Source organism: Companilactobacillus pabuli (assembly GCF_014058425.1).
Taxonomy (GTDB): domain Bacteria; phylum Bacillota; class Bacilli; order Lactobacillales; family Lactobacillaceae; genus Companilactobacillus; species Companilactobacillus pabuli.
The window spans coordinates 1,768,433-1,792,449 of sequence record NZ_CP049366.1 but is presented as its reverse complement, the minus strand read 5'-3'; the positions used below and the strand labels follow the sequence as shown (position 1 = coordinate 1,792,449).

Annotated in this window: 22 protein-coding genes; 19 read left to right on the top strand and 3 right to left on the bottom strand. The window is 36.3% G+C overall.

Features of this window, described 5'->3' with window-relative positions:
* Window positions 1-28 precede the first annotated feature (28 nt).
* A complete protein-coding gene (gene helD / locus G6534_RS08730; RefSeq protein WP_059074610.1) occupies window positions 29-2,302 on the bottom strand; it encodes an RNA polymerase recycling motor HelD in 2,274 nt (757 codons plus the stop codon).
* A 325-nt stretch (window positions 2,303-2,627) separates the two neighbouring features.
* Here helD and trpS point away from each other — a divergent pair, with 325 nt between their 5' ends.
* From trpS to G6534_RS08685, 9 genes are all read left to right on the top strand, one after another.
* Window positions 2,628-3,644 carry a tryptophan--tRNA ligase gene (gene trpS, locus G6534_RS08725; RefSeq protein ID WP_182082596.1) on the top strand — a complete coding sequence of 339 codons (1,017 nt, stop codon included), beginning with the start codon at window positions 2,628-2,630 and terminating at the stop codon, window positions 3,642-3,644.
* Between the two features lie 129 nt (window positions 3,645-3,773).
* Window positions 3,774-4,211 carry a MarR family winged helix-turn-helix transcriptional regulator gene (locus G6534_RS08720; protein WP_059073636.1) on the top strand — a complete coding sequence of 146 codons (438 nt, stop codon included), beginning with the start codon at window positions 3,774-3,776 and terminating at the stop codon, window positions 4,209-4,211.
* 23 nt (window positions 4,212-4,234) lie between these two features.
* Window positions 4,235-5,728, top strand: a complete 1,494-nt coding sequence (locus tag G6534_RS08715) for an MDR family MFS transporter (protein WP_059073637.1) — start codon at window positions 4,235-4,237, stop codon at window positions 5,726-5,728.
* Window positions 5,728-6,456, top strand: coding sequence for a DUF4811 domain-containing protein (locus G6534_RS08710; RefSeq protein ID WP_059073638.1), 729 nt, complete (start codon window positions 5,728-5,730; stop codon window positions 6,454-6,456). Before G6534_RS08715 ends, G6534_RS08710 begins: the two co-directional genes overlap by 1 nt.
* Before the next feature lie 214 nt (window positions 6,457-6,670).
* Complete coding sequence (locus tag G6534_RS08705; protein WP_059073639.1) at window positions 6,671-7,900, top strand: C39 family peptidase; 1,230 nt, start codon at window positions 6,671-6,673, stop codon at window positions 7,898-7,900.
* An 11-nt stretch (window positions 7,901-7,911) separates the two neighbouring features.
* Entirely contained in the window at window positions 7,912-9,381 is a 1,470-nt protein-coding gene (locus G6534_RS08700) for a peptidoglycan-binding protein (RefSeq protein WP_059073640.1), read from the top strand.
* Between the two features lie 439 nt (window positions 9,382-9,820).
* Window positions 9,821-10,465, top strand: coding sequence for an ABC transporter ATP-binding protein (locus G6534_RS08695; protein WP_059073641.1), 645 nt, complete (start codon window positions 9,821-9,823; stop codon window positions 10,463-10,465).
* Window positions 10,458-11,231, top strand: coding sequence for an ABC transporter permease (locus tag G6534_RS08690; protein WP_059073642.1), 774 nt, complete (start codon window positions 10,458-10,460; stop codon window positions 11,229-11,231). The genes G6534_RS08695 and G6534_RS08690 overlap by 8 nt, the downstream gene beginning before the upstream one ends.
* A gap of 159 nt (window positions 11,232-11,390) precedes the next feature.
* Entirely contained in the window at window positions 11,391-12,311 is a 921-nt protein-coding gene (locus G6534_RS08685; RefSeq protein WP_182082595.1) for a Ppx/GppA phosphatase family protein, read from the top strand.
* On the opposite strand, the gene G6534_RS08680 is transcribed toward G6534_RS08685, so the two are convergent.
* Window positions 12,312-12,815: a YbhB/YbcL family Raf kinase inhibitor-like protein gene (locus G6534_RS08680; RefSeq protein WP_182082594.1), complete on the bottom strand. Its 504-nt coding sequence runs from the start codon at window positions 12,813-12,815 to the stop codon at window positions 12,312-12,314.
* Between the two features lie 31 nt (window positions 12,816-12,846).
* Here G6534_RS08680 and G6534_RS08675 point away from each other — a divergent pair, with 31 nt between their 5' ends.
* The 10 genes from G6534_RS08675 to G6534_RS08630 all read left to right on the top strand — a co-directional run bounded on the left by G6534_RS08675 (window position 12,847) and on the right by G6534_RS08630 (window position 22,632).
* A complete protein-coding gene (locus G6534_RS08675; RefSeq protein WP_059073643.1) occupies window positions 12,847-13,803 on the top strand; it encodes a hypothetical protein in 957 nt (318 codons plus the stop codon).
* 23 nt (window positions 13,804-13,826) lie between these two features.
* The gene (locus G6534_RS08670; protein WP_182083290.1) at window positions 13,827-14,528 is read left to right on the top strand and encodes an NAD-dependent protein deacylase; all 702 of its coding nucleotides are present in this window, start codon (window positions 13,827-13,829) and stop codon (window positions 14,526-14,528) included.
* A gap of 48 nt (window positions 14,529-14,576) precedes the next feature.
* Window positions 14,577-16,595, top strand: a complete 2,019-nt coding sequence (gene metG / locus G6534_RS08665; RefSeq protein WP_059073644.1) for a methionine--tRNA ligase — start codon at window positions 14,577-14,579, stop codon at window positions 16,593-16,595.
* A complete protein-coding gene (locus G6534_RS08660) occupies window positions 16,595-17,356 on the top strand; it encodes a TatD family hydrolase (RefSeq protein ID WP_059073645.1) in 762 nt (253 codons plus the stop codon). Before metG ends, G6534_RS08660 begins: the two co-directional genes overlap by 1 nt.
* Before the next feature lie 2 nt (window positions 17,357-17,358).
* The gene (gene rnmV, locus G6534_RS08655; RefSeq protein ID WP_082666892.1) at window positions 17,359-17,934 is read left to right on the top strand and encodes a ribonuclease M5; all 576 of its coding nucleotides are present in this window, start codon (window positions 17,359-17,361) and stop codon (window positions 17,932-17,934) included.
* Window positions 17,921-18,802, top strand: a complete 882-nt coding sequence (gene rsmA, locus G6534_RS08650; protein WP_059073647.1) for a 16S rRNA (adenine(1518)-N(6)/adenine(1519)-N(6))-dimethyltransferase RsmA — start codon at window positions 17,921-17,923, stop codon at window positions 18,800-18,802. The genes rnmV and rsmA overlap by 14 nt, the downstream gene beginning before the upstream one ends.
* Window positions 18,803-18,877: 75 nt before the next feature.
* Window positions 18,878-19,153: a Veg family protein gene (locus G6534_RS08645; protein WP_010018461.1), complete on the top strand. Its 276-nt coding sequence runs from the start codon at window positions 18,878-18,880 to the stop codon at window positions 19,151-19,153.
* A 178-nt stretch (window positions 19,154-19,331) separates the two neighbouring features.
* On the top strand, window positions 19,332-20,174 hold the full coding sequence (gene purR / locus G6534_RS08640) for a pur operon repressor (RefSeq protein ID WP_010018463.1): 843 nt from the start codon (window positions 19,332-19,334) through the stop codon (window positions 20,172-20,174).
* Between the two features lie 74 nt (window positions 20,175-20,248).
* Window positions 20,249-21,637 (top strand): bifunctional UDP-N-acetylglucosamine diphosphorylase/glucosamine-1-phosphate N-acetyltransferase GlmU, encoded by a 1,389-nt coding sequence (glmU, locus tag G6534_RS08635; RefSeq protein ID WP_059073648.1) that lies wholly within the window; start codon window positions 20,249-20,251, stop codon window positions 21,635-21,637.
* A 14-nt stretch (window positions 21,638-21,651) separates the two neighbouring features.
* Complete coding sequence (locus G6534_RS08630; protein ID WP_119317282.1) at window positions 21,652-22,632, top strand: ribose-phosphate diphosphokinase; 981 nt, start codon at window positions 21,652-21,654, stop codon at window positions 22,630-22,632.
* A 68-nt stretch (window positions 22,633-22,700) separates the two neighbouring features.
* Here G6534_RS08630 and mscL read toward each other — a convergent pair whose 3' ends face one another.
* Window positions 22,701-23,111, bottom strand: coding sequence for a large conductance mechanosensitive channel protein MscL (gene mscL, locus G6534_RS08625; RefSeq protein WP_010018466.1), 411 nt, complete (start codon window positions 23,109-23,111; stop codon window positions 22,701-22,703).
* Window positions 23,112-24,017 lie beyond the last annotated feature (906 nt).

Genomic DNA, 24,017 nt, shown 5'->3' with positions numbered 1-24,017 from the left:
ATAAGGATATTTCATTGGAGTTTTTAGATTATTGTTCAGAAATCAAATCTGAAGATTCGTTACTTAATAATGGTGAAACCGTACCATCGACACATAAAGTCAAACTGTGCATAGCTCGAGTACAGATAGTATAAAGAACATCAGTACTACGACTGTCAGGATAGTTTTGGTCTGAGACGTCATGTCCAATAACAGCATCGAATTCCAAACCCTTTGCCAAATAAATTGGTAGGACTAGGATTCCCTTAGGAATAGAACGAAAGTCAGCATCAACTAAAGTAATAATAGATTCATCACTGAAGTGGGTGTAAATTTGTTCAGCTTGGGCTTGATTACGTGTCAAGATAGCGACTGTTTCGTATTTCTTATTGAGTTCTTTAGCTGTTTCTTTCAAACCTTGGTAGTAATTGTCATCGTCAAAGACCTTGATTACGGGATCTTCACCTTGACGAGAAAAAGCTTTGATTTCTTCACCATTTGGCAAGAGTTTAGTAGCAAAGTTAGTTATTTCAGCAGTTGAACGATAACTTTGGTTTAGCGTAATAGTGTTGATACGCTTTTTGCTGAATAGTTCATTAACTTCGGTAACAAGATCTTTTTGACGATAAGAACTAGTTAATACATCTTGGGCACGGTCACCCAACAAGGTCATCTTGGCATTTGGAAAAGCGTGGGAGATGTATTTGAGTTGAGCCATTGTGTAATCTTGCACTTCATCAATGAAGATGTGTTGAATTGAATGATTAACACCGCCGTCAGTGACGATATCGCGTAAGTAAAGGATGGCAATTGAATCACTGAGGTTTAATTTATGAGCTTCAATATTGTTGTCGATAGCTTCAATCATTGTTTGCCAAACGCTGTCAGAAACTAAATCTTGGTCCATTTCGTTGAGCAAGAAGAGGTATTCCTTGTAAGGATTAAAGAAATAGTCATTGATGAGGGCGTTATAAATTGGTGCGTAACGTTCTTTCAAAAATTCTTCGGCGATAATTTCACGTTGATTAGTTGATTCTTCAATGTTGTGGTCAGTGATTATTTGTTGGAAATCTTCATCGGATAAATTATCAATTTCAGCCTGAACCCAATCTTCATTACGATCTTCGTGGATTCTTTTTTGGAGACGTTTGATCAAGGCATTTTTCGTCTTTAAGAAACGATCAGTGATATGGTAGGCGTGATTGATTGAATCATAAATTTCGGCCATTTCTTCTTTAGTAAAGAAAGGTTTACCTTCAAAGATAATATCTTCAAAATGCAAGATGTGTTCAGGATGATCTTCTTCAAGTTCAGCCAACTTATCTAAGAAGTCGCCGCTTTCTTTGTAAAGTCGCATTTTAACTGTTGATTCAGGCAAATTGCGTTCATCTTTTTCATAACGTTCAAATAGAGTTTCTACTTGAACACCAGTTAGTCGTAAAGAAATAAATTCATTTAGAGTAACCTGACGCATGTTTCGTTCACCCAAACTAGGTAAGACTTCAGAGATGTAATTACTGAATAATTTATTAGGGGAGAACAAGACAATATTGTCGGCATTCATCGTCGAACGACTATGATAAAGCAAGTAAGCTACACGTTGCAAAATGGCAGAGGTTTTACCAGATCCAGCTACACCTTGAACTAATAAGACGTCGGAGCGAGTGTCACGGATAATGACATTTTGTTCGTGTTGAATTGTGGCAACAATGTTCTTTAAATATTCATCACTGTATTCACTTAAGACTGATTGGAGAATTTCATCACCAACAGTTTCATTAGTATCAAACATATTACGAATATTATTTTTAACGATTTGGAATTGACGTTTCTTTTTTAGTTCGACTTCGGCCTTACCATTAGGAGTTTGGTAGTGCACTTTGCCGAGCATTCCGTTGTAGTAAATTCCGGAAATAGGAGCACGCCAGTCGTAAATTAGGAAGTTTCCGTCATCATCTTGCAACGTAGAAGTACCAATATAGAGAGTATCTTCTTCGCCATCTTCGACGATATCGATTCGTCCAAAATATGGGGAACCTTGAAGATTCTCTAATTTGAGACGGTTAGCGTTTAAAATATTTTCATTTTCGACTGCCAAGGCAACCAATTGCTTCTGTTGTTGAACTGAAGCGTTAGTTTCCATTTGGTCATCGACTTCAAAAGTATTAACTTTGGTATTTTCACCGTAATTGCGATAAATACGATGGGTTTCTTGATGAGCTTGGGCAATGCTTTGGTCAACTCGTTTGATCTTGTTGTCGATTTTTTCAGCAACTGAATTGACTCTTTGTTGTTCTTCATCTTTTGATTGATTAATCGTCATTAAAATCCCTCTCACGTTGACAATTTGTCGATTTTTAATTATGCTAATAGCAATTAGAGTACATTAAAGCATAAGCATTTTTTAGTACTAATTCAAGTAAGTTGGTTCAGAGAATAACTTCACGGCTGCAAAAGTTATCGACCTTGAGTTAGGAAGTGGGTATGGTTAGTCACCTTATAACTTTGAGCGGTAGAGCAATCTACAAGACAGGTGGCACCACGCTTTTGCGTCCTATTATTATAAATAATAGGGCGCTTTTTTTATTGTGGAGAGCCATTATACCACCAGAAAAATCTTTGTGCATTAATTAATTCAGGAGGAAAACATGAAAACAAATACTATTTTAACTGGGGATCGTCCCACAGGAAAATTACATATTGGACATTATTTAGGTTCATTGAAAAACCGCGTTAAGCTCCAAAATGAAGGTAAGTACAAGATGTTTATCATGATTGCTGATATGCAAGCTTTGACTGATAACGCCCGTGACCCTCAAAAAGTTCGTAATAGTTTGATTCAAGTTGCTTTGGATTATCTTTCAGTTGGAATCGATCCTGCTAAAACTAATATTTTAGTACAATCACAAATTCCTGCTTTGAATGAATTAACGATGTATTACCTAGATCTTGTAACGGTTTCTCGTTTGGAAAGAAATCCAACTGTTAAAACAGAAATCAAACAAAAGAGTTTTGGACAAAGTATCCCCGCAGGATTCCTAACTTATCCAGTTAGCCAAACTGCCGATATTACAGCTTTCAAGGCTGACACAGTTCCTGTTGGTGACGATCAAGAACCAATGATGGAACAAGCTCGTGAAATCGTTCGTACTTTCAATAATACTTACAACGTTGATACTTTGGTAGAACCAGAAGGCTACTTCCCACCTAAGGGACAAGGTCGTCTACCTGGTATCGATGGCAATGCTAAGATGAGTAAATCACTAGGTAATTGTATTTACCTATCTGATTCAGCGGATGAAGTTACTAAGAAAGTTATGTCTATGTACACTGATCCAGACCACGTTCATGTTGAAGACCCTGGAAAAATTGAAGGCAACACTGTCTTTACTTATCTTGATGCTTTTGGTACTGATAAAGAAAAAATTGCTCAATTAAAGGAACAATATCAAGCTGGTGGTTTGGGTGATGTTAAAGTTAAACGTTATCTAAATGATGTCTTGCAAGAAATCCTTGAACCAATCCGTAATCGTCGTGCAGAATATGAAAAAGATATCCCTGGTGTTTACGATATTCTTAAAAAGGGTAGCGACAATGCCAATATCGTTGCTAACCAAACTTTATCTGAAGTTAGAAAGGCCATTGGTGTTAACTATTTCGACTAGTTTCTGAAAATTAAAAACGCTTTTACAGAAAAATGCTATGCTTAACTCTTGATTTTATCAAGAGTCGGGTGTAGCATATTTTTTGTTCTAAAATATTAAAAGTTTTTTTTGAAAAAATGAGGTGACTTAATGGACGATTATAATTTGGTTGGATTCGTGATGCGATATTCGATGATTAAGAAGCGAATTGCTGCTAAGTATTTAAAAAAAGAGGATCTGAATACTTTTGAAAGCATTCTTTTAGGCATCGTTTATAAAAAACAAGAATGCAGCCAAGATAAAATCGGAGAAATTACATTATTTGACGGTGCTAGCATCGCCAGAGCCTTAAAAAAACTTGAGGATCGTGGTTTTGTCTCTCGACAGACTGATCCCAATAATCGTCGTAAGAAAATCGTAACTATTACCGACGCAGGACAAGAGCTTTATGATGAAGTCCGTAAAGCTTTTCATAAGGGTAATGATGCGATTTTTAAAGACATAACTTCTGAGGAACAAACACAATTAGAGAAAATTTTGATGAAAGTCTATAAAAATTTAGACAACATCAAAATTGAGTCAAATTAAAAAGAGAAGAGGATTTTGTTATTATGGCGAGCAATAAACCAATTGTTGACGCACATGGGAAGACCTTTAACCGTAATTTACTAGTTTTGGTTCTTCTTGTGGGTACCTTTTGTACGGTTTTAAACGGTACAATTTTAACTACTGCTTTTCCAACTTTGATGAAAGAATTTAACGTAACGACATCTGATGTCCAATGGTTAACAACTGGATTCTTGATGGTTAACGGAATTATGATTCCGGTTACCGCTTGGTTAAGTAATAACTTTAGTACAAAGATTTTGTACATTATCGCAATGTCGACTTTCTTAGTCGGTACTATTATGGCCTTTGTGGCTCCGACTTTCTGGGTTATCCTAGCAGGTCGATTGATTCAAGCTATTGGTGTTGGTATTACCATGCCTTTAATGCAAGTAGTTATGCTATCAATATTCCCAGCTAATAAACGTGGTGCTGCCATGGGACTGGGTGGTCTAGTTATCGGATTAGCTCCAGCTATTGGACCTACACTTTCAGGTTTTATTATTGATAACTTCAACTGGCGTGCACTTTTTGGAATGATTATTCCAATCGTTATTTTAGTTTTGATTTTAGCATTTTTCTTCATGCGTCCAGTTATTCAGACACATCGTACTAAATTGGATGTTTTATCTTTGATTGAATCAACTGTCGGTTTTGGAGCAATCCTTTATGGATTCTCATCAGTTGGTGATGAAGGTTGGGGCTCAATGATTGTTATTGGCTCAATCGCAATCGGTGTTATTTTTATTTTATTGTTTGGTTATCGTCAACTACATATGGACAAGCCATTCTTGGAATTACGTGTTTTCAAAGAAAAGAAATTTGCCATCGCTGCCGCCTTGTCATCAGTTACTAATATGGCCATGGTTGGTGTTGAAATGGTTCTACCACTATACTTACAAATTGTTAAAGGCATGTCAGCTTTCCATTCTGGATTGACATTACTACCAGGTGCCTTGATGATTGGTGTTATGAGTCCTATCACTGGTAATGCTTTTGATAAGTATGGACCTAAAGATTTAGCTCGAATGGGAATGTTCTTATTAACTGCCGGAACAGTTCCTTTCCTATTCTTAACTAAGAGTACTCCAGTATTAGATATTGTAATTCTTTACATGATTCGTATGTTTGGTATTTCAATGGTCTTGATGCCTGTTACAACAGATGGTATGAACGCCTTACCATTCAATTTGATGAGTCACGGTACAGCTGTAAATAATACGGTTCGTCAAGTTTTCAGTTCAATGGGTACAGCTATCTTGATCAGTGTCTTGACTAACGTAACTAACAATCTAAAACCTGGTAAGTCACTCTTATCAGCTGCTCCACTTAAATATCAAGATAAGTTCTATGATGCTACCTTAAGTGGTTATCATGCAGCCTTTGCTGTAGCTATTGTCTTTTGTCTATTAGGCTTCTTCATCACATTTATGGTTAAGAATAGTTCTAAGTCAAAAGAAGTAGAATTAAAGAAGACAGAAATGGCAGGTGAAGCTTAATGATTTTAATCTCAATTTTAATTTTTGCCGGATTAGCTTATTTCTTCGCTGTCTTTTTGCAAAATAAAAAAGTTGGTTATAGTTTGTCCTTCACTTTTATTGCTTTGTTCTTAATCGCTTTGGTTATGTTGATTTCAAATGAATATAGTCATTTTGGAATGGAAAAGGTAACATCTGAAAAGACTTATCAAATCCAATCTGCTCAAAAGGGTACTAATTTGTTGCTTGAGAAAAAGCTAGGTAGCAACGGTAAAGAAAATGTCTACGTTTATCGAACACCTGAAACTGCTAAAGCTAAGAAACCTCAAACAACTAAAGCAGATTCTCATGTCAAAAATGTCGTCAAAACTGGTAATTATAAAAATGCCACATTAACGAAAAAGACAACTCGTTGGGAATATAAAAATGGTTTCTATTCATTCTTATTTGGAATCTCTGACAACAACAAAGAATTCGTTAAGCAAACAAATACCTTTAAAGTTGGAAATGATTGGTTAGTGTTGACAACAACGCAAGCTAAGCAGTTACAAAAGAAGATGAACAGTAAATCTTTCAAGGCTCAAATGAAGCAAGAGGGAGAAGCTTTTGTCAAAGCTGAAGTTACTAAAGCTATGACTCAAAACCCTGCTATGACAACTGCTCAACAAAAGCAAGTTACTAAGCAGGCTCAACAAGCTTTCCAAGCTCAAGCACAAGCTAAATTGATCCAAGAAATTAAAAATAAATAGTGATTTTTTATCACTCATAAAATTAACTAAAAAGCACAAATTCTGTTGTAGAGTTTGTGCTTTTTTTGATGTGTTCTTTTAAATTTCCATCTTAATTAATGATAAAAATCAAAATGTAAAAAAAATAATTAACCACTTTCATAAATATATTTTATATTTCATATTGATTAATAATTGTAACTATTCCATAATTATTCCTTGAAAGGGGAATGTTATGGGATTAAAGAGGAAAATGCTCTATGCCACGATTTTGGCCTCCAGTTGTTTGCTTTCAACCACAGTTGTCAAAGCCGACCAAGTCGATGCAAACCAAGAGCAAAATGTTAGTCAAAACGTTACGAACCAACCGAATAGTTCAGTAAGCGATAAGCCAATTAATAACGATTTAGACCAGACTGAAACACCAGACACAACGACTCCAAAAGAATCGACGACGATTCAAAATAAGAACCAAAATCAGAGTCAACTCAGTAATCAAAGCAATGTTCAGACCACTCAAGCCAATAGTCAAATTGCTTCTGATAAACAAATTGATGGTGTCTATACGGTAAATAATAATGGATATATTCCTTTGTATTATGCCGATGGATCAGTTGAAACTAATCGGGCTTTAGCTGCTAATAGTGCTTGGTATACAGATACTTATCATACTTTAGATAGTGGCAATAGTTATTACCGTGTTGCTACTAATGAATACGCCAGTGCTAAAGATGGTACTTATAAATCATATGTTCAACCATATTCTGGTAATGCGACAGTGGTTTATCAATCAGGTTCTAGTATTCATTCTTTCAAAGGTTATGGTAATCGTGCTGTTTATGAAGGTAATGATTTAAGTACTGGTACAAGTTGGAAAGTAAATAACCACGCCAATATTGGTGGTAAAGAATGGTATCAGATTGGTTCCGATACTTGGGTGCCACAAGATTATGTTGTCATTAATAATGGAAACTACAAAGAGGCAGATTGGATCTCAGGGGTTCCTTTGATTGCTCAAAGGCCAGAACTTCCTAATGGTTGCGAAATCACCGCGGTAACGATGATGTTGCAATACGCTGGTGCCAACGTCGATAAGATGCAAATGGCTAGAGAAATGCCACGTAGTAGTGATCCAAATTACGGTTATATTGGTCAACCTTGGGATGGAACGGGGATTACAATTTTTCCATCTGCTTTGATGAATTTGGTTGAAAAATATGCTGGTACGGCTAAGAATTTAACCGGTCAAAATTTTGATGCAATTAAATATCAAATTAATATCGGGCATCCGGTTGTTACTTGGAATACGCTTTATGGATTTCCATATCATGCATTAGTAGTTACTGGTTATGACAGCAATTACGTTTATTACAATGATTGTTGGACTGATCAGACTTTGCAAATGGGGATTACGCAATTTATCAATAATTGGAATACACAAAATAGACGTGCAATAAGTTATTAGGGGATAGAAAAATGAATAAAAAATCAAAAATGTTTTTTGTCTGTAGTTTTGCACTAGCAATGTTGGCTGTAACTACACAACAAAATGTAAAAGCTGATACAACAACTGACGCTTCAGTTGAAAATGTTCAACAACCAGTTGCTCAAGCTACACAAGAAGCAACCACACAAGCAAATTCACAAGAAGTTTTAGCACCAGAAAAGACAACACAAGCTGTTGACCAAACGCAAACAACAGATCAAAACCAAACACCAGTTGTCAATGATGCTGTAACAGAAGATGCTCAACCAGCTGCAGAAACTAAGACACAAGCTGACAGTACAGCATCCAATATTACTCAAATCAAAGGGGTCGTAACTACTGGAGACCAAATCACTTATCTTTATACACAAGATGGTCAAAAATTGACTAACCGTGCTTTAGGACCTAATACTCCTTGGTATACAGATCAAAGAATGGCTTACAATGGCGGAACATACTACCGTGTTGCTACTAACGAATTCGCTGACGGTCAAAACGTTACATTGTCATACGGAAGTGCTGCAAACGGAATCGTACGTGTTCAACCTTATGGTGCCGTAAACTATACACGTAATGACTCAGGCTTTGCTAGAAGTGGTCAACCTAACTTCGATGGAAACTCAGTTTGGAAATACAATCGTACTGATAACGCCAATGGTAAGACTTTCTATCAAATTGCCAGCAACGTTTGGGTCAACAGTGATGATGCAACAACAGCACCAGCTTACCAAAATCCAAATGGTTGGCTTCAAATTCATGATGAACAAATCAAACCCGTTGGTAATGTAGGTTATCCTTTGTACAATGGCGTTGAAGGAATCAAGACTTGGTTAGTAAGAAAGTACTTCGGTTATTCAAATGCTCACACAATCTATGATGGTAATGTTGCCAATAGTGTTAGAAGCCTTCAATCAAGAAAAGGCCTTCCTGTTACAGGTATCGTTGATTTAAATACTTGGAAAGCTATGGGCTTCACAGAAACTAGTTGGTATGGAATCGACTCATACGTTGCTCCACTAAGAACTAACATTACAAGTACTAGATCAGACCATATTGAAGCAATGATCAACGAAGCATACAGATACTTAGGACAACCTTGGATCTCAGGTGCTTCAAGTTCTCCTGACTATGGTGTTGACTGTTCTGGATTAGTTACCCAAGCACTTTATGCTTCAGGTATCGACTCAGCTCCTATTTCATCAATTCAACACGCTCAACCAGGTAACGAATGGAATTGTCAAATGTACTGGAACGACGACAGAATTCCACACGTAAACTTTAATGAACGTCAAAGAGGAGATTTGATCTTCTTTACAGACCCATCAAGTGGTATGTTATGGCACGTTGGTATCTTATTGGATGCCTCAACAATGGTTGAATCATGGCCATATGCCGTTCAAATTCACTCAATCTACTCAGGCCGTGGAAATATTGCCGGAGTAAAGCGTGTCTTTGCTTAATAGAAATGAGTTAGATTAGGATTCCGTCCTCCGTAGCAAAGAAAATTTGGCTGGAACGTAGTGGGCACGACTTGGAGCCTTTGCTAACAAAGTCTTCAAGCTCGGCCTTATTCTAAGCAACAAGTTGCTAAGAATAACTTCACTACTGAGCCAATTTTCTTTACTATTCCGGACTAAATAGTGATTTTCAATTTTTCATAGAATCAAACAAATAAGCATCTATTCAGATAATAGCCGCCATTGATCGACTATATCTGAATAGATGTTATTTTTTTAGTTTAAATTACTTGAAATAAATAATAAATGTCGTTATTCAGTCGGTAGTGGTATCTTAATCTAACTTTAGAATCAATTGCCTTACGTTAGATTTTTTTGTAAGCTAATTGCTAGTAACTAAGGGGGTTCTTAGAGATAATATTATGAGGATTGAGGTGGGATTGTGGAAAATATATTTCAAATTAAACATCTTTTTTATAAGGTTGGCGAAACAACAATTTTAAAAGATATAAATTTAGAAATTCAAAAAGGAAAATACATCACGGTCGTTGGACCGTCTGGTAGTGGGAAAAGTACTTTGATGCGCATCTTAGCTTCAATGATTAGCTCAACTTCTGGTGAAGTAATATTCAATGGCAAATCAATTGAAACTTATGATCCGATTTTATATCGTCAAAAAGTTTCATATGCTTTTCAACAGCCAACTTTATTTGGAAAAACGGTTCGGGAAAACCTAGAATTTCCATTTGAAGTACGTAAAGAAGAAATCGACGAGAATAAGATTATTGATTATTTGAAGATGGTCAACTTAGATGAGTCTTATATCGATAAGAGCGTCAACGATGTATCTGGTGGAGAAAAACAGCGAATTGCTTTGTTGCGTAATTTGCTGTTTCCACCAGAAGTGTTGATAACTGATGAAGTTACAGCTGGCTTGGATGCTGAAAATAAAGAAATTGTGCATAAAATGCTAAATCAATTTAATCAACGTGGGTTGACGATTTTGCGGGTAACTCATGATGAGACTGAAATTGAGGCAGCGGCCGATAAAATTACTATCAGAAAAGGAGAGCTAGTAAATGACTAATTTGACAGTTTCAAATTCAACTTTGGCTCTAGGTTTTGTCCTGGTTTTGGTAGCGTTAGTTATTGGTTATGTTGAAAAGCTACACATTAATAAAGATATTTTAATTGGTGTCGTGCGGGCAATTATTCAATTGTCGATTGTTGGATATATTTTGAAGTTCGTCATCAAAGCTGATGATATTTGGTTGACGGGTGCCTGTTTTATTATCATTGTAATTAATGCTTCTTGGAATGCAGGGAAACGTGGTAATGGAATTCCCAAAGCCTTTCAGTCGTCTTTATTAGCAATTTCAGTTGGGACAGTCATTACATTAGGAACGTTAGTCTGGACTGGTTCCATCAAATTCGTGCCAGAACAAATTGTGCCGGTCACAGGAATGATTGCCAGTAATATCATGGTTGCTATTGGTCTATGCTATCGCAATATGATGCAAACTTTCACTGATCGTCATCAACAAGTTTTAGAAAAATTAGCTTTAGGTGCTGATATCAAAATGGCTTGTCTAGATATTTTACGAGACAGTATTAGAAGTGGTATGCAGCCAACGATTGATTCTATTAAAACCTTAGGATTAGTCAGTTTGCCAGGCATGATGTCCGGTTTGATTTTTGCTGGGGTTGATCCAGTCAAAGCCATTAAATACCAAATTATGGTAACTTTCATGCTCCTAGCATCAACAGGTTTAGGTTCAATTATTTCTTGTTATCTAGCTTATAAGCAGTTCTTTAACGAAAGAAAACAATTGAAAGATGAACTGATTTCTTAGTAATAATTAAAATAAAAAACTCCACTAGAGTTATTCATTAAATTGGTAAAGGATAACTTTGAGTGGAGTTTTTTAGCCAATTTCTTACCTTTCTGCAATTAGACCTACTATATGGAGCAGTTTTTTTATATAATTGGTACAATGGGATGTGATGTAGATTTGAAGTTAGCAGTTATTGAAATTGGGTCTAACTCCATTAGAACATCAGTGTATAGATCTTCAAAAAAGAATCGTTTTAAAACTTTGGATCGTTGGCGTGAGCCTGTTAGACTTGGAAAATCGATCACACAGAGTCGACTTTTGACTAATGATCAGATTGAAGAAACAATTGATGTTTTAAAGAAATTTCAAGACCGAATTGAACGCTATCAAGTGGATAGAATAAGCTTGATTGCCACTGCCGCAGTAAGAATGGCCAAGAATCAGGAACAATTGATCTTTGCCGTTCTAAAAGAAACCGGATTGCAACTAGATATCATCAATGAAAAAGAAGAAGCTTATTATGACTATGTGGCTGTTAGAAGTACAATGCGCATTAAAGATGCTTTGATTGTTGATGTTGGTGGCGGTAGTAGTGAAATCAGTTTAGCCAAAAAAGGACGTCTAAAATATGGACTAAGTATTCCAATTGGCGCTATTTCAATTTCGGACTTGTATTTGGCAAGTGACCCAATAAAAGCAGAACAATTAACTAAAGCAAGACAAGATATTAGTCGGCGTTTAGAAGACTTGCATTGGATGAAAACTCCAGCCACATTTGTTGGTCTCGGTGGTACTTTGCGAGCTGTCACTAGTATTTTGAACCGTGAAGGTAAAAACAAAAAGAACTTACATAACTCTGTAATTTCCTGTGATCAGATTGATGAACTCTTCGATAAATTGATACACACTTCGTTGGAAGAGCGTAGTCAGATCAAAGAACTCAGTGATGGCAGATATGAAGTTATTTTAGGTGGGATTTTGATAATCTCAGAAATCATAAAAAAAAGCCCCTCTAAGGAAATCCGTTTTTCGAATTTCGGCGTTAGAGAAGGCTATGTTTTTAATTACTTTCACAAGATGAATCTTCAAGAAAATTAATTATGCACGACTAGGAATGGTCTTTTGAGCACTAGTTAAAATATGACCATCCATTTTGTGTAGTAGTTCATTCATCCAGAAACCATTTTCCAAATCAAGATTGTCGTCTAGAGCAAACACCTTGAGTACATAATCATGGGTTTGGTCTGGTGGATAAGGTCCGTTGTAACCCGTGGCCACATCTTTAGGACCATCGAGTAAGGGACTGGCAGAACTATTCTTACCTTGAACAACTGGAGTTGTAGCTGTTTGACTGAAATCTTCCGTGATCTCTTGATCAACAGGAATGTTAGCAGCAGTCCAGTGAATCCATTCAAAACCACAAACGGGAATTGAATCAGGATCAGTAAAAGTTAGAGCAATAGTTTTGGCATCTGCTGGTATGTCTGATAACTTAATTGGGAAACTGATAACCGGTTTCCCATTTTTTATTGCTTGAGGGTTCGCATATTTACCGTATTTGTCTGGTAATAAGTTATTTGGTAAATCAACTTTTATTTCCATGCAAAAATCTCCTTTATATGAGGTATTAATAATGAAACAAATAGATATTAATGAACTACCTGAGAATATTGTAAATCAGGTTGAAAAAATAGAACAAGATTATAATAAAAAAATCGAAATTTTTTCCGATTATACACAACAAGATTATTTAACTTTAGATCAAGCTAGTCACACGATGAAAAATGACACGATCAAAGTAATTATTACTAACGAGAAGTACGCTGATTTCGTCTTAGCACACGAATTGCATCACATTGAACTAGAACTATCTGATGAGCCAGAAATTGATTGTGCCGTTACTAGTGGTCAAAAGGATCGTGATGGACAAGTCTTGATGGTTGCTAATTCAGTATTTGAAACTTTGGAACACGTTACCGTTTTGCAACGTCAAAAAGAAGACGGTACTTATACTGATGAAATCAAACAAGAGTATCTCAAAGGAATTGACATAGCTCTTCGTCCTAAGGTGTCGATGGATATGGCTAATATGCGTTTCTACCGTACTTTAGTTATGTTTGATGGAATTATCTTCGGAGAACATCAAGAAGATGCTGACTGGAAGAATAATTTTCCTAAATCATTTAAGTATGCTAGCCAATTAGTTGATATTGCCGAGCAAAATGATTTGTCAGTTCCTTTCCAATTCCGTCGGGCATTAGTTAACTGTTTGGATGCCTACAATGAAATTATTATTTCTAACGGTTATCAGGGACTTCATTTCCATACTTTCTTGAATGTCACACCAATTATTTCTAAACGCCAATTGCGCTTGTCGCTTAACCAAGTTTATCAAATCAAACATTCCGAGTACAAAAATCGTGCTACTGGTAGAGATGGTTTTGTTTTGATTGCTATCAATGATGGTCAAGGAGTGGCAACTCTAAATCTAGATCCAAATAAAGTAACACCTGAATTTTACAAAGCATTTTACCAATATACAGTTCAAGAAGTATTTGAAAAAGAGGGTATCAAATATTTAATTAGATAGGGGTAAAATTTATGATCGATAAAATCGAAGATTTTAAAACGTTATTGGACCAAGCAAAATTCGTAACTTTTCTCACTGGTGCTGGAGTTTCCGTACCATCAGGAATTCCTGATTATCGTTCAAAAAATGGACTCTACAAACGGGAAAAGTACAATTTCCCACCAGAATACATGTTGAGTCACGATAATCTGATCAAGCATCCTGATGTTTTTCATGATTTCGTTGTCCACAATATGTATTTCCCAGACGCTAAACCAAATGTCATTCATCAAAAGATGGCTGAGATCAGTAATCAAAAAGGTGCTATCGTTACTCAAAACGTCGACAAATTGCACACTAAAGCGGGCGCAAAAAATGTCGTGGAATTTCACGGTAATTTATACGATAATATTCATTGCTTAACGTGTGGAAAACAATTTGATTATCATGATTACTTAAAAGATTTTAGACACCATGAAGATAATGGTATTATTCGTCCGGGAACGACAGTTTTATATGGCGAGAATATCAATCCTGACAACTTTCAGAATGCGGCCTTGATGGTTCAAAAAGCTGATTTGTTAGTAGTTGTTGGCACTAGTTTTAAGGTTTATCCCTTTGCAGGGTTATTAGAATACAGTTCACCCAAAGCTAAATTGGTCGTCATTAATAAAGAAGATTTAGATATCGATTCATCAATTCTGGCTATCGCTGACGATGCCACGAACGTTTTTTCACAAATATAAAATAATGCTATACTTAATATCAATTTAGAAGCGGTGGAGGTTAATATATTGACTGAAGAAAGAAAAACTTTTTACATTACAACACCCATTTATTATCCATCTGGAAAATTAACAATTGGGAATTCATATACGACGATTGCAGCGGACACATTAGCTCGTTACAAACGTAATGAAGGCTATGACGTGTTCTTCTTAACGGGAACTGACGAACATGGTCTAAAAATCGAACAAAAGGCCGAAGAAAAGCACATGCAACCACAAGAATACGTGGACATGATGGCTAAAGGCATCAAGGAACTTTGGAAGAAACTAGATATTTCCAATGACAAATTTATCCGTACAACTGATGAATATCACGTTAAAGCGGTCCAAAAGATTATTGAACGTCTAATCAAACAAGGTGATATTTACTTGGGTGAATATGCTGGTTGGTATTCAGTTGATGACGAAGAATACTTTACTGAATCACAACTTGCCGAAGTTTACCGTGATAAAGATGGTAAAGTCACAGGTGGTAAGGCTCCTTCTGGACATGAAGTTCAATTAGTCAAAGAACCTTGTTATTTCTTCAAAATGAACAAGTATGCTGACCGCTTATTGCAATACTACAAAGATAATCCAACCTTCATCCAACCAGAAATTAGAAAAAATGAAATGATCAACAATTTCATCAAACCAGGTCTTGAAGACTTGGCTATTTCACGTACTAGTTTCAATTGGGGTGTTAAAATTCCAAGTAATCCTGAACACGTTGTTTACGTTTGGGTCGACGCTTTGTTGAACTATATCACAGCTCTAGGTTACGGCAGTGACGATGACTCATTATTTAAGAGATACTGGCCTGCTAACGTCCAATTCGTTGGTAAGGAAATCGTTCGTTTCCACACAATTTACTGGCCAATTATTTTGATGGCACTAGATTTGCCACTTCCTAAGCAAGTCTTTGGTCATGGCTGGTTATTGATGAAGGACGGTAAGATGTCTAAGTCTAAGGGTAATGTTGTCTATCCAGAAATGTTAGTTTCAAGATATGGACTAGATTCATTACGTTACTACTTAATGCGTGCTATGCCATTTGGTAACGATGGCGTCTTCACTCCGGAAGATTATATCGACAAGATCAACTACGACTTGGCTAATGACCTTGGTAATTTGTTGAATAGAACTATTTCTATGATCAACAAGTATGATGACGGTAAAATCGTTACAACGACGGCCGTAACTGATTTGGATAAAGATTTAGAGAAGACTTATGCTGATACTTTGGCACAATACCGTGAACACATGAACAAATTTGAATTCCCAGAAGCTCTAGCTAGCGTTTGGGCTTTCATCAGTCGTGCTAATAAGTATATCGATGAAACACAACCTTGGGTTCTCGCTAAAGATGATACTAAGAAAGCTGAATTACAATCAGTTCTTGGTCACTTGGCTGAATCATTGCGCTTGATTGCTCTTCTAATCAGCCCAGTTATGACACAAGCTCCTGTAAAGATGTTTGCTCAATTAGGATTAGATTACGACAAAGATAAGTCACTTGAATTTGGTGAAACTGTCGTTGGTAAGACAGTTACCGCTAAACCAGAACCAATCTTCCCAAGACTTGATGCTAAAGAAGAAGTTGAATACATCAAAGGTAAGATGGCTGAAGAACAAGCTAAACACGGTGCTGGTAAGTTGAGTAAATCTGCTCAAGCCAAAGCTAAAGCTCAAAAAGAAGCTGACGATGGTTTCCCTGAAGAAATTGAATTCGATGACTTTGCCAAAGTTAAGATGGTTGTAACAGAAATTCTTGATGTTAAGCCAGTTGAAAACTCAAGCAAGTTATTACAATTCAAACTAGACGATGGTTCTGGTGTTGATCGTCAAATCCTTTCAGGTATGCACAAATTCTATCCTAACTATAAAGAATTGATTGGTAAGAAAGTTCTAGCAGTTGTTAATCTCAAACCTCGTAAGATGGTCGGCGAATGGAGTAACGGGATGTTACTTTCAACTGAAAAGGGCGACGAAGTTAAACTAGCTATCGTGGATAATTCACACAAAAATGGAGCTATTTTAGGTTAATGAAAATATTTGATACGCACACACATTTAAATGATCCAGCCTTTAGCGGCAATACGCAGCAATTTATTGATAATGCCAAAGAACTAGATGTTGATGAAATGGCTATTATTGGTTCTAACGAAGAATTCAATATCGAAGCTATTCGTTTGGCTCAAAACTATCAACCATTGCATGCAGTCATCGGTTGGCATCCTGAGTTTGCTAAAGAATACAATGAAGAACAACTCGTCAATCAAATCAAACTTCCTGAAGTAGTGGGAATTGGTGAGATTGGTTTGGACTACCATTGGGAAGAAGATCCAGAACCTAAGATTCAACAAAAGGTTTTGATTCAACAATTGGATGTAGCTAAGCAATATAATATGCCAGTTTCAATTCATTGTCGTGATGCCTTTGATGATATGTATCAGATTTTAAAGAATCATGATATGTCTAAATCAGGTATCATCATGCATAGTTTCAATGGGGATGTTGAGTGGCTCAACAAATTCTTAGATTTGGGACTTTGGATTTCATACAGTGGTGTTGTTTCGTTCAAAAATGCTCCTGAGGTTCACGAATCAGCTAAGGAAACACCGTTAGACAGATTGCTGGTTGAAACGGATGCACCTTATCTAACACCCGAACCTTATCGTGGACACACTAACCAACCAGCATACACACGTTACGTAGTTGATGCGATTGCAAAATACAAAGGTATTACACCTGATGAAGTGGCTGAACATACTTTTAACAATGCTCACCAAGTGTATAATCTATAATTATGAAAAAAATAAAAGAAATTATTGTAGTTGAAGGAAAATCTGATACGAATCGCCTAAAAGATTGTTTAGGTGATGTCGACACAATTGAAACGACTGGTTCAGCTTTGAATGAAGAAACCATTAAACAAATTAAGATTGCTCAAAAAAAACGTGGCGTTATTATTTTCACTGACCCAGATTTTAATGGCAATCGTTTGCGGACGATTATTCAAAAAGCAGTACCCGATGCTAAACAAGCCTTTTTACCTCGAGCTAAGGCAGTTCCGAAAAAGAGTGATGGTAGTTTAGGAATCGAACATGCTAGAGATGAAGATATCAAGCAAGCTTTAGCAGCCGTTTATACACATGCAGAGACTGATTTTCAAGCATATGATCATACTGATATGGTCAATTTAGGTTTAATTGGCAAACCGGATTCTCACCAAAGAAGATTGTTCGTTGGTTCAGAATTAAAAATTGGCTATACGAATGCTAAACAATTTTTGAATCGACTAAATATGTTTCAAGTGGCACCTGATGTTTTGGTAGCTGCGGTTAAAAATTTTGATGAAGGAAGTACTCATGACACAAAATAGATTAAGTATTGCTGATCCTATTCGCACGAATGATATCATGCGCAAATACAAATTACGTGCAAAGAAAAGTTTAGGACAAAATTTCTTAACCAATGAAAAAGTTTTGGACGATATCGTTGATGCTAGTGGTTTAACTCCTGATGAAATTGCAATTGAAATTGGACCTGGTATCGGTGCCTTGACTGAGAAATTAGCTCAAGTGGCAGAAAAGGTTTTTGCTTTTGAAATCGATGATAATTTGATTCCGGTCTTGGCGGATACGTTGCAGTATTACGATAATATTGAAGTTATCAATCAAGATATTTTGAAAGTTGACCTAGATAAATTTGTTAAAGAGCATGGTTTGGAAGGTAAGACTATTAAAGTCGTTGCTAACTTGCCATACTACATTACGACACCAATCATGTTGAATTTGATCAACAGTGATTATCCGTTCCAATCATTAGTTTTGATGATGCAAAAAGAAGTTGCTCAACGTATCACTGCTAAACCTGGTCATCGTGAATACGGTTCTCTAACAATTGCCGTTCAAACACAGATGAATGCACGAATCGATCGAATTGTTGGTAGCAGTTCTTTCATTCCCAGACCAAAAGTTGATTCTGCAGTAGCGGTTTTAGATCGACTACCTAAAGATCAAATTGATATCGAAGATCCAAAATTCTTCAATCAAGTAGTTCGTTCCGCTTTCATGCAAAAACGTAAGAGTTTGATGAATAATTTACTCAATTGGTTGGGCCGGACTGATGAAAACCGTGCGAAAATAAAAAAAGTTTTTGAAAATTGCGACATCGCTGAGAATGCCCGTGCAGAGCAAGTTTCCATCGAACAATTCAAAAAAATGGCATTAGAATTTAGTAAAATTTAGATTACAGGTTTATTATTTTCTTGAAATTTTCAAAGAAACGTGATAAAATTTCACTCCTAAGGAGTGATTATTATAATGCCAACATCATTGAAGACAATTAAGAGTCGATTAGATTCACACTTAGGTGAGAATTTGACAATTGTTGCACAAGCAGGTCGTAAGAAGGTTGTCCGCCGTCGCGGTACCCTATCAGAAACATTCCATTCAGTTTTTGTTGTAGATTTGGATCAAAATGAAAACTCATTTGAAAGAGTTTCATATAGTTATGCTGATTTATTGACAAAATCAATTGATATTAAGTTTGACGGTGAAGAATCAGAAGATTCAGAACCCGAAGCTGAAGTTGAATAAAATAATAAGCGTTCATTAGAATAGAGGTTTGAACAAAAATAGTTCAGACCTCTTTTTTTGTGTGGAGGCTAGGAGAGCAAAGTTTGGGGAATGACATGTTTTACTTCGAAAAAAACATGAATTGTTCATTGTTTTGCTTTATAATCTTGTAGGAAGATATGTTTTAGGAGAAAAAAAGATGAAAACACGAAGAAGCGAACGTTTAATTGATATGACTCGCTATTTGCTAGAACGACCACATACATTAATTTCATTAGCATTTTTTGCTGATCGTTACGAATCGGCTAAGTCATCAATTTCTGAGGATTTAGGAATTTTACGAAGAACTTTTATGATTAGAGGAATTGGCGTTTTGGAAACTTTGCCCGGAGCTGGTGGCGGAGTTATCTTTACACCAGGAATCTCTAAGAAAGAAGCTACGGAGTTTATCGAAGATACTTCCAAGCGTTTGGTTGAACCTAATCGAATTTTGCCTGGTGGCTACTTGTATCTAACTGATTTATTGGCAGATCCAGAATTATTGAGAACAGTGGGTCGTATGATTGCTACTCAATACTCACAAAGCTCAATTGATGTTGTCATGACAGTGGCAACTAAGGGTATACCAATCGCTCAAAGTGTGGCTAATTTCTTGAATATTCCATTTGTCATTGTCCGTCGTGACTCTAAGATTACGGAAGGTTCAACTATTAGTGTTAACTATGCATCCGGTTCATCTGACCGTGTGGAAAAAATGGAATTGTCCAAGCGCAGTTTGGATGAAGGTTCTAGAGTCTTAGTTGTCGATGACTTTATGAAAGGCGGTGGAACTATCAATGGTTTACAAAGTTTGATTTCTGAATTTAATGCCATCTTTGTTGGTGCCACTGTTTTTGCTGAAAATATCAATATCCACAGTCAATTTAGTGATGATGATATTACATCAATCTTTAAAGTAACTAAAATCGATACTAAAAACCGGATTCTTAATGTAGAACCAGGAAATTATTTAACTAATACCGATTTCAGTTATTTTGAATAAATTCTAGATTGAGCAGTCATATATAATAATGCTATTATATATAAGGATATTTGAATGACTGAAGGGAGTTTCTGATGTCGAATCGTTATGTAATAATTCTTGCTGCCGGAAAAGGTACAAGAATGAAGTCAAGATTGTACAAAGTATTGCATCCTGTTGCTGGTAGAGCCATGGTTGACCATGTTTTAACACAAGTTGAAAAAATCAAGCCAGATCAAATTGAAACTGTAATTGGTAATGGTGCCGATAAAGTTGAAGCCTTACTTGGTGACAGAACCAAATACGCTTTGCAGTCTGAACAACTAGGTACAGGTCATGCTGTATTGCAAACTGAAAAAGATTTAGGTGACAAGGATGGTATTACTTTAGTAGTTACCGGTGATACTCCTTTGTTCACTGCTCAAACTTTCGAGAATCTTTTGGACTTTCACGAAAAGGAACAAGCTAGTGCAACTATTTTAACTGCCCATGCTGACGACCCATTTGGTTATGGCCGAATCGTTCGTGATAGCAATGGCAATGTTGAAAAAATCGTTGAACAAAAAGATGCTTCACGTAGTGAACAAGAGATTCAAGAAATCAATACTGGCGTTTTGTGCTTTGATAACAAGTTGTTATTTGAGAATTTGCACAAAGTCAATAATGACAACGCCCAAGGTGAATACTACTTACCAGATGTTATTTCACTATTGAAACAACAAGGTAAGAAGGTTTCAGCTTATCAAATGGCTGATCTTAGTGAATCATTAGGTGTTAATGATCGTGTGGCTTTATCAAAAGCTGAAAAGATTATGCAAAGAAGAATCAATGAAGCACACATGCGTGATGGTGTAACAATCGTTGATCCTGATAATACTTACATTGATGTTGACGTTAAAATTGGCAATGATACTGTCATTGAACCAAACGTTAAGATTTTTGGTAAAACAACTATCGGTTCAGAATGTGTTATCGGTTCTGGTTCAAGAATTTCAGATTCTGAGATTCAAGATAACGTTGAAGTTATCAGTTCTACAATTGAAAAAGCTATTATGCACAAGGGTAGCAACATTGGTCCTAATTCGCATTTACGTCCTAAGGCTGAAATTGGTCGCGACGTTCACGTAGGAAACTTTTGTGAAATTAAAAATGCTAAGATTGGTGACAGAACTAAAGTTGGTCATTTAACTTATGTTGGTGATGCTACTTTAGGTACTGACATCAATGTTGGTTGTGGTGTGGTCTTCGTCAATTATGATGGTGTTAAGAAATTCCACAGTACTATTGGCGACCACTCATTTATCGGAAGCAATTCTAATATTGTTGCTCCAGTTGAGATGGCTGATCACTCATTCATCGCTGCCGGTTCAACGATAACAAAGGATATTCCTAAGCATGCAATGGCTATTGCACGTGAGAGACAAACAAACAAAGAAGATTTTTGGAACAGATTACCACTATCAAAAAGTGAAGAATGGAAATAAGGGTGAATAATTAAATGTCATGTCAAAATAACGAAGTACCAATGAAGATTTTTGCATTGAACTCCAATAAACCTTTGGCTGAAAAAATTGCTAAAGAGGTCGGTGTACCACTAGGAAAGTCATCAGTTACACGTTTCAGTGATGGTGAAATCCAAATCAATATTGATGAAAGTATTCGTGGTTCTGAAGTATTCTTGATTCAATCAACTTCAGCTCCAGTTAACGATAATTTGATGGAATTATTGATCATGGTTGATGCACTAAGACGTGCCTCTGCCAGTGTAATCAATGTTGTTATTCCATATTACGGTTACGCTAGACAAGATCGTAAATCACGTTCACGTGAACCTATCACAGCTAAATTAGTTGCTAACATGCTAGAACGTGCTGGTGTTGATCGTGTACTTGCACTTGATTTGCACGCTGCACAAATTCAAGGATTCTTTGATATCCCAGTTGACCATTTGATGGGTGCTCCATTGTTGGCTGACTACTTCTTATCAAATCACCTTGAAGAAGATGCTGTAGTTGTTTCACCTGACCACGGTGGTGTTACTCGTGCTAGAAAATTAGCTGAATTCTTGAAGACACCAATCGCTATCATCGATAAACGTAGACCTCGTGCTAATGTTGCCGAAGTTATGAACATTATCGGTAATGTTAAAGGCAAACGTGCCATTATCATCGATGATATGATCGATACTGCTGGTACAATTTCTCTAGCATCACAAGCTCTAATCGATGCCGGTGCTACAGAAGTTTACGCATGTTGTACACACCCAATCCTTTCAGGCCCAGCTATTGAAAGAATTGAAGCTTCACCAATCAAAACTTTAGTTGTTACTGATTCAATCAATCTTCCTAAGGAAAAAATCATCGACAAGATGGTACAAGTTTCAGTTGGACCACTTATCGGAGAAGCTATCAAACGTGTTCATGACAATGACCCAGTTAGTCCATTGTTCAACACTCGTTTTGAAAGAAAAAATAAATAATTGTTAAAATTAAAAAGACTTCGTTGGAATTGATTTCCAATGAAGTCTTTTTTTTGTGACGACAAAAATTAATATCGTCTATTGTGATCATTTCTTTGTTGATATCTCAATAAATCTCGGATTTGTTGTAAGTATTCAGTTTGTGGATCTGGTATTTCATCACCATTTTGGTCAAACTTGCTACGAGATCCATCACGACGCATACGGTTCATCATTTTAACGATTAAGAACACAACGAACATGATGATTAGGAAATTGATTATGGCATTAATTAAGTCACCAATTAAAAAGGTTGCACCTAATACTTGAAACTTCATGTCTGATAAATCAATTTGCCCAATGATGAGTCCAATTAGCGGATTCAAAAGGTAGGTAGTGATCGCTGATACTAAACTATTAAAAGCCGCACCAACGATAACACCGACAGCTAAGTCAACAACAGTACCACGGGAAATAAATTCTTGAAATTCCTTAAGCATTCTCGCTAAATCTCCTTCATTGCATTTTTTGTACAAGTTTCACTTTACTATATTTTGATAAAAATGAAAGGTTTAGCAAAATATTTATTGAATATTTAATCAGAATGAAATTTGTTAGAGATAGACTGTCGTCGTCCGTTCGGCTTTGTGGACTCTGGAACGTACCAGGCACAACTTTAAGCCAATTTCAAAACCGGGAATTATCTTCAAGATTGACCTTTCACTAAGCAATAAATTGGTTCTTGCTAAAAATTGGTTAGTGTTAATTGCCGTCTTCCACACAAGCCCTGTGATTGGCTGGAACGCTGCCGGCACTATTTTGAGCTTTTGCATGGCCCCAAAGACGCAAAATCTCAAAACTAGGCCTTACTGTAAGTGCTAAAGCACTAACAGTAATTTGGCGGCTGAGCCATCACAGGGCTTGTGTTCCAGACTAAATCCTAGTTCTATTATTCATTTTGTTTAATTCAAAAAGTAAACTTACATACAACTAATACATTGAAAATGGAACTTCTCTGCATTTTTATATAACCAAACTATGATAAGAACCGATAAATCGCTAAGTAAAATTTCAGTACTGAGCATCCACAAAGTTGTCACTCCCGACTAGATAACGACATTTATTATTTATTTCAAATAATTCAAACTAAAAAAATAGCATCTATTCAGATATAGTCGATTAACGGCTGCCATTATCTGAATAGATGCTTATTTGTTTGATCATATAAAAAATTGAAAATCACTATCTAGTCCGGAATAGCAAAGAAAATTGGCTCAGTAGTGAAATTATTCTTAGCAACTTGTTGCTTAGAATAAGGCCGAGCTTGAAGACTTTGCCCGGTTTTGGTCTTAGCAAAGGCTCCAAGTCGTGCCCACTACGTTCCAGCCAAATTTTCTTTGCTATGG

Excerpts from the sequence above, each read along its gene's own strand:
- G6534_RS08675 (WP_059073643.1), top strand. The coding sequence starts at position 12,847 with ATGAAACAAATAGATATTAATGAACTACCTGAGAATATTGTAAATCAG.
- G6534_RS08720 (WP_059073636.1), top strand. The coding sequence starts at position 3,774 with ATGGACGATTATAATTTGGTTGGATTCGTGATGCGATATTCGATGATT.
- trpS (WP_182082596.1), top strand. The coding sequence starts at position 2,628 with ATGAAAACAAATACTATTTTAACTGGGGATCGTCCCACAGGAAAATTA.
- helD (WP_059074610.1), bottom strand. The coding sequence starts at position 2,302 with ATGACGATTAATCAATCAAAAGATGAAGAACAACAAAGAGTCAATTCA.
- G6534_RS08715 (WP_059073637.1), top strand. The coding sequence starts at position 4,235 with ATGGCGAGCAATAAACCAATTGTTGACGCACATGGGAAGACCTTTAAC.
- mscL (WP_010018466.1), bottom strand. The coding sequence starts at position 23,111 with ATGCTTAAGGAATTTCAAGAATTTATTTCCCGTGGTACTGTTGTTGAC.
- rnmV (WP_082666892.1), top strand. The coding sequence starts at position 17,359 with ATGAAAAAAATAAAAGAAATTATTGTAGTTGAAGGAAAATCTGATACG.
- G6534_RS08630 (WP_119317282.1), top strand. The coding sequence starts at position 21,652 with ATGTCATGTCAAAATAACGAAGTACCAATGAAGATTTTTGCATTGAAC.
- G6534_RS08680 (WP_182082594.1), bottom strand. The coding sequence starts at position 12,815 with ATGGAAATAAAAGTTGATTTACCAAATAACTTATTACCAGACAAATAC.
- G6534_RS08710 (WP_059073638.1), top strand. The coding sequence starts at position 5,728 with ATGATTTTAATCTCAATTTTAATTTTTGCCGGATTAGCTTATTTCTTC.
- G6534_RS08645 (WP_010018461.1), top strand. The coding sequence starts at position 18,878 with ATGCCAACATCATTGAAGACAATTAAGAGTCGATTAGATTCACACTTA.
- rsmA (WP_059073647.1), top strand. The coding sequence starts at position 17,921 with ATGACACAAAATAGATTAAGTATTGCTGATCCTATTCGCACGAATGAT.
- G6534_RS08660 (WP_059073645.1), top strand. The coding sequence starts at position 16,595 with ATGAAAATATTTGATACGCACACACATTTAAATGATCCAGCCTTTAGC.
- purR (WP_010018463.1), top strand. The coding sequence starts at position 19,332 with ATGAAAACACGAAGAAGCGAACGTTTAATTGATATGACTCGCTATTTG.
- G6534_RS08705 (WP_059073639.1), top strand. The coding sequence starts at position 6,671 with ATGGGATTAAAGAGGAAAATGCTCTATGCCACGATTTTGGCCTCCAGT.
- G6534_RS08700 (WP_059073640.1), top strand. The coding sequence starts at position 7,912 with ATGAATAAAAAATCAAAAATGTTTTTTGTCTGTAGTTTTGCACTAGCA.
- G6534_RS08690 (WP_059073642.1), top strand. The coding sequence starts at position 10,458 with ATGACTAATTTGACAGTTTCAAATTCAACTTTGGCTCTAGGTTTTGTC.
- glmU (WP_059073648.1), top strand. The coding sequence starts at position 20,249 with ATGTCGAATCGTTATGTAATAATTCTTGCTGCCGGAAAAGGTACAAGA.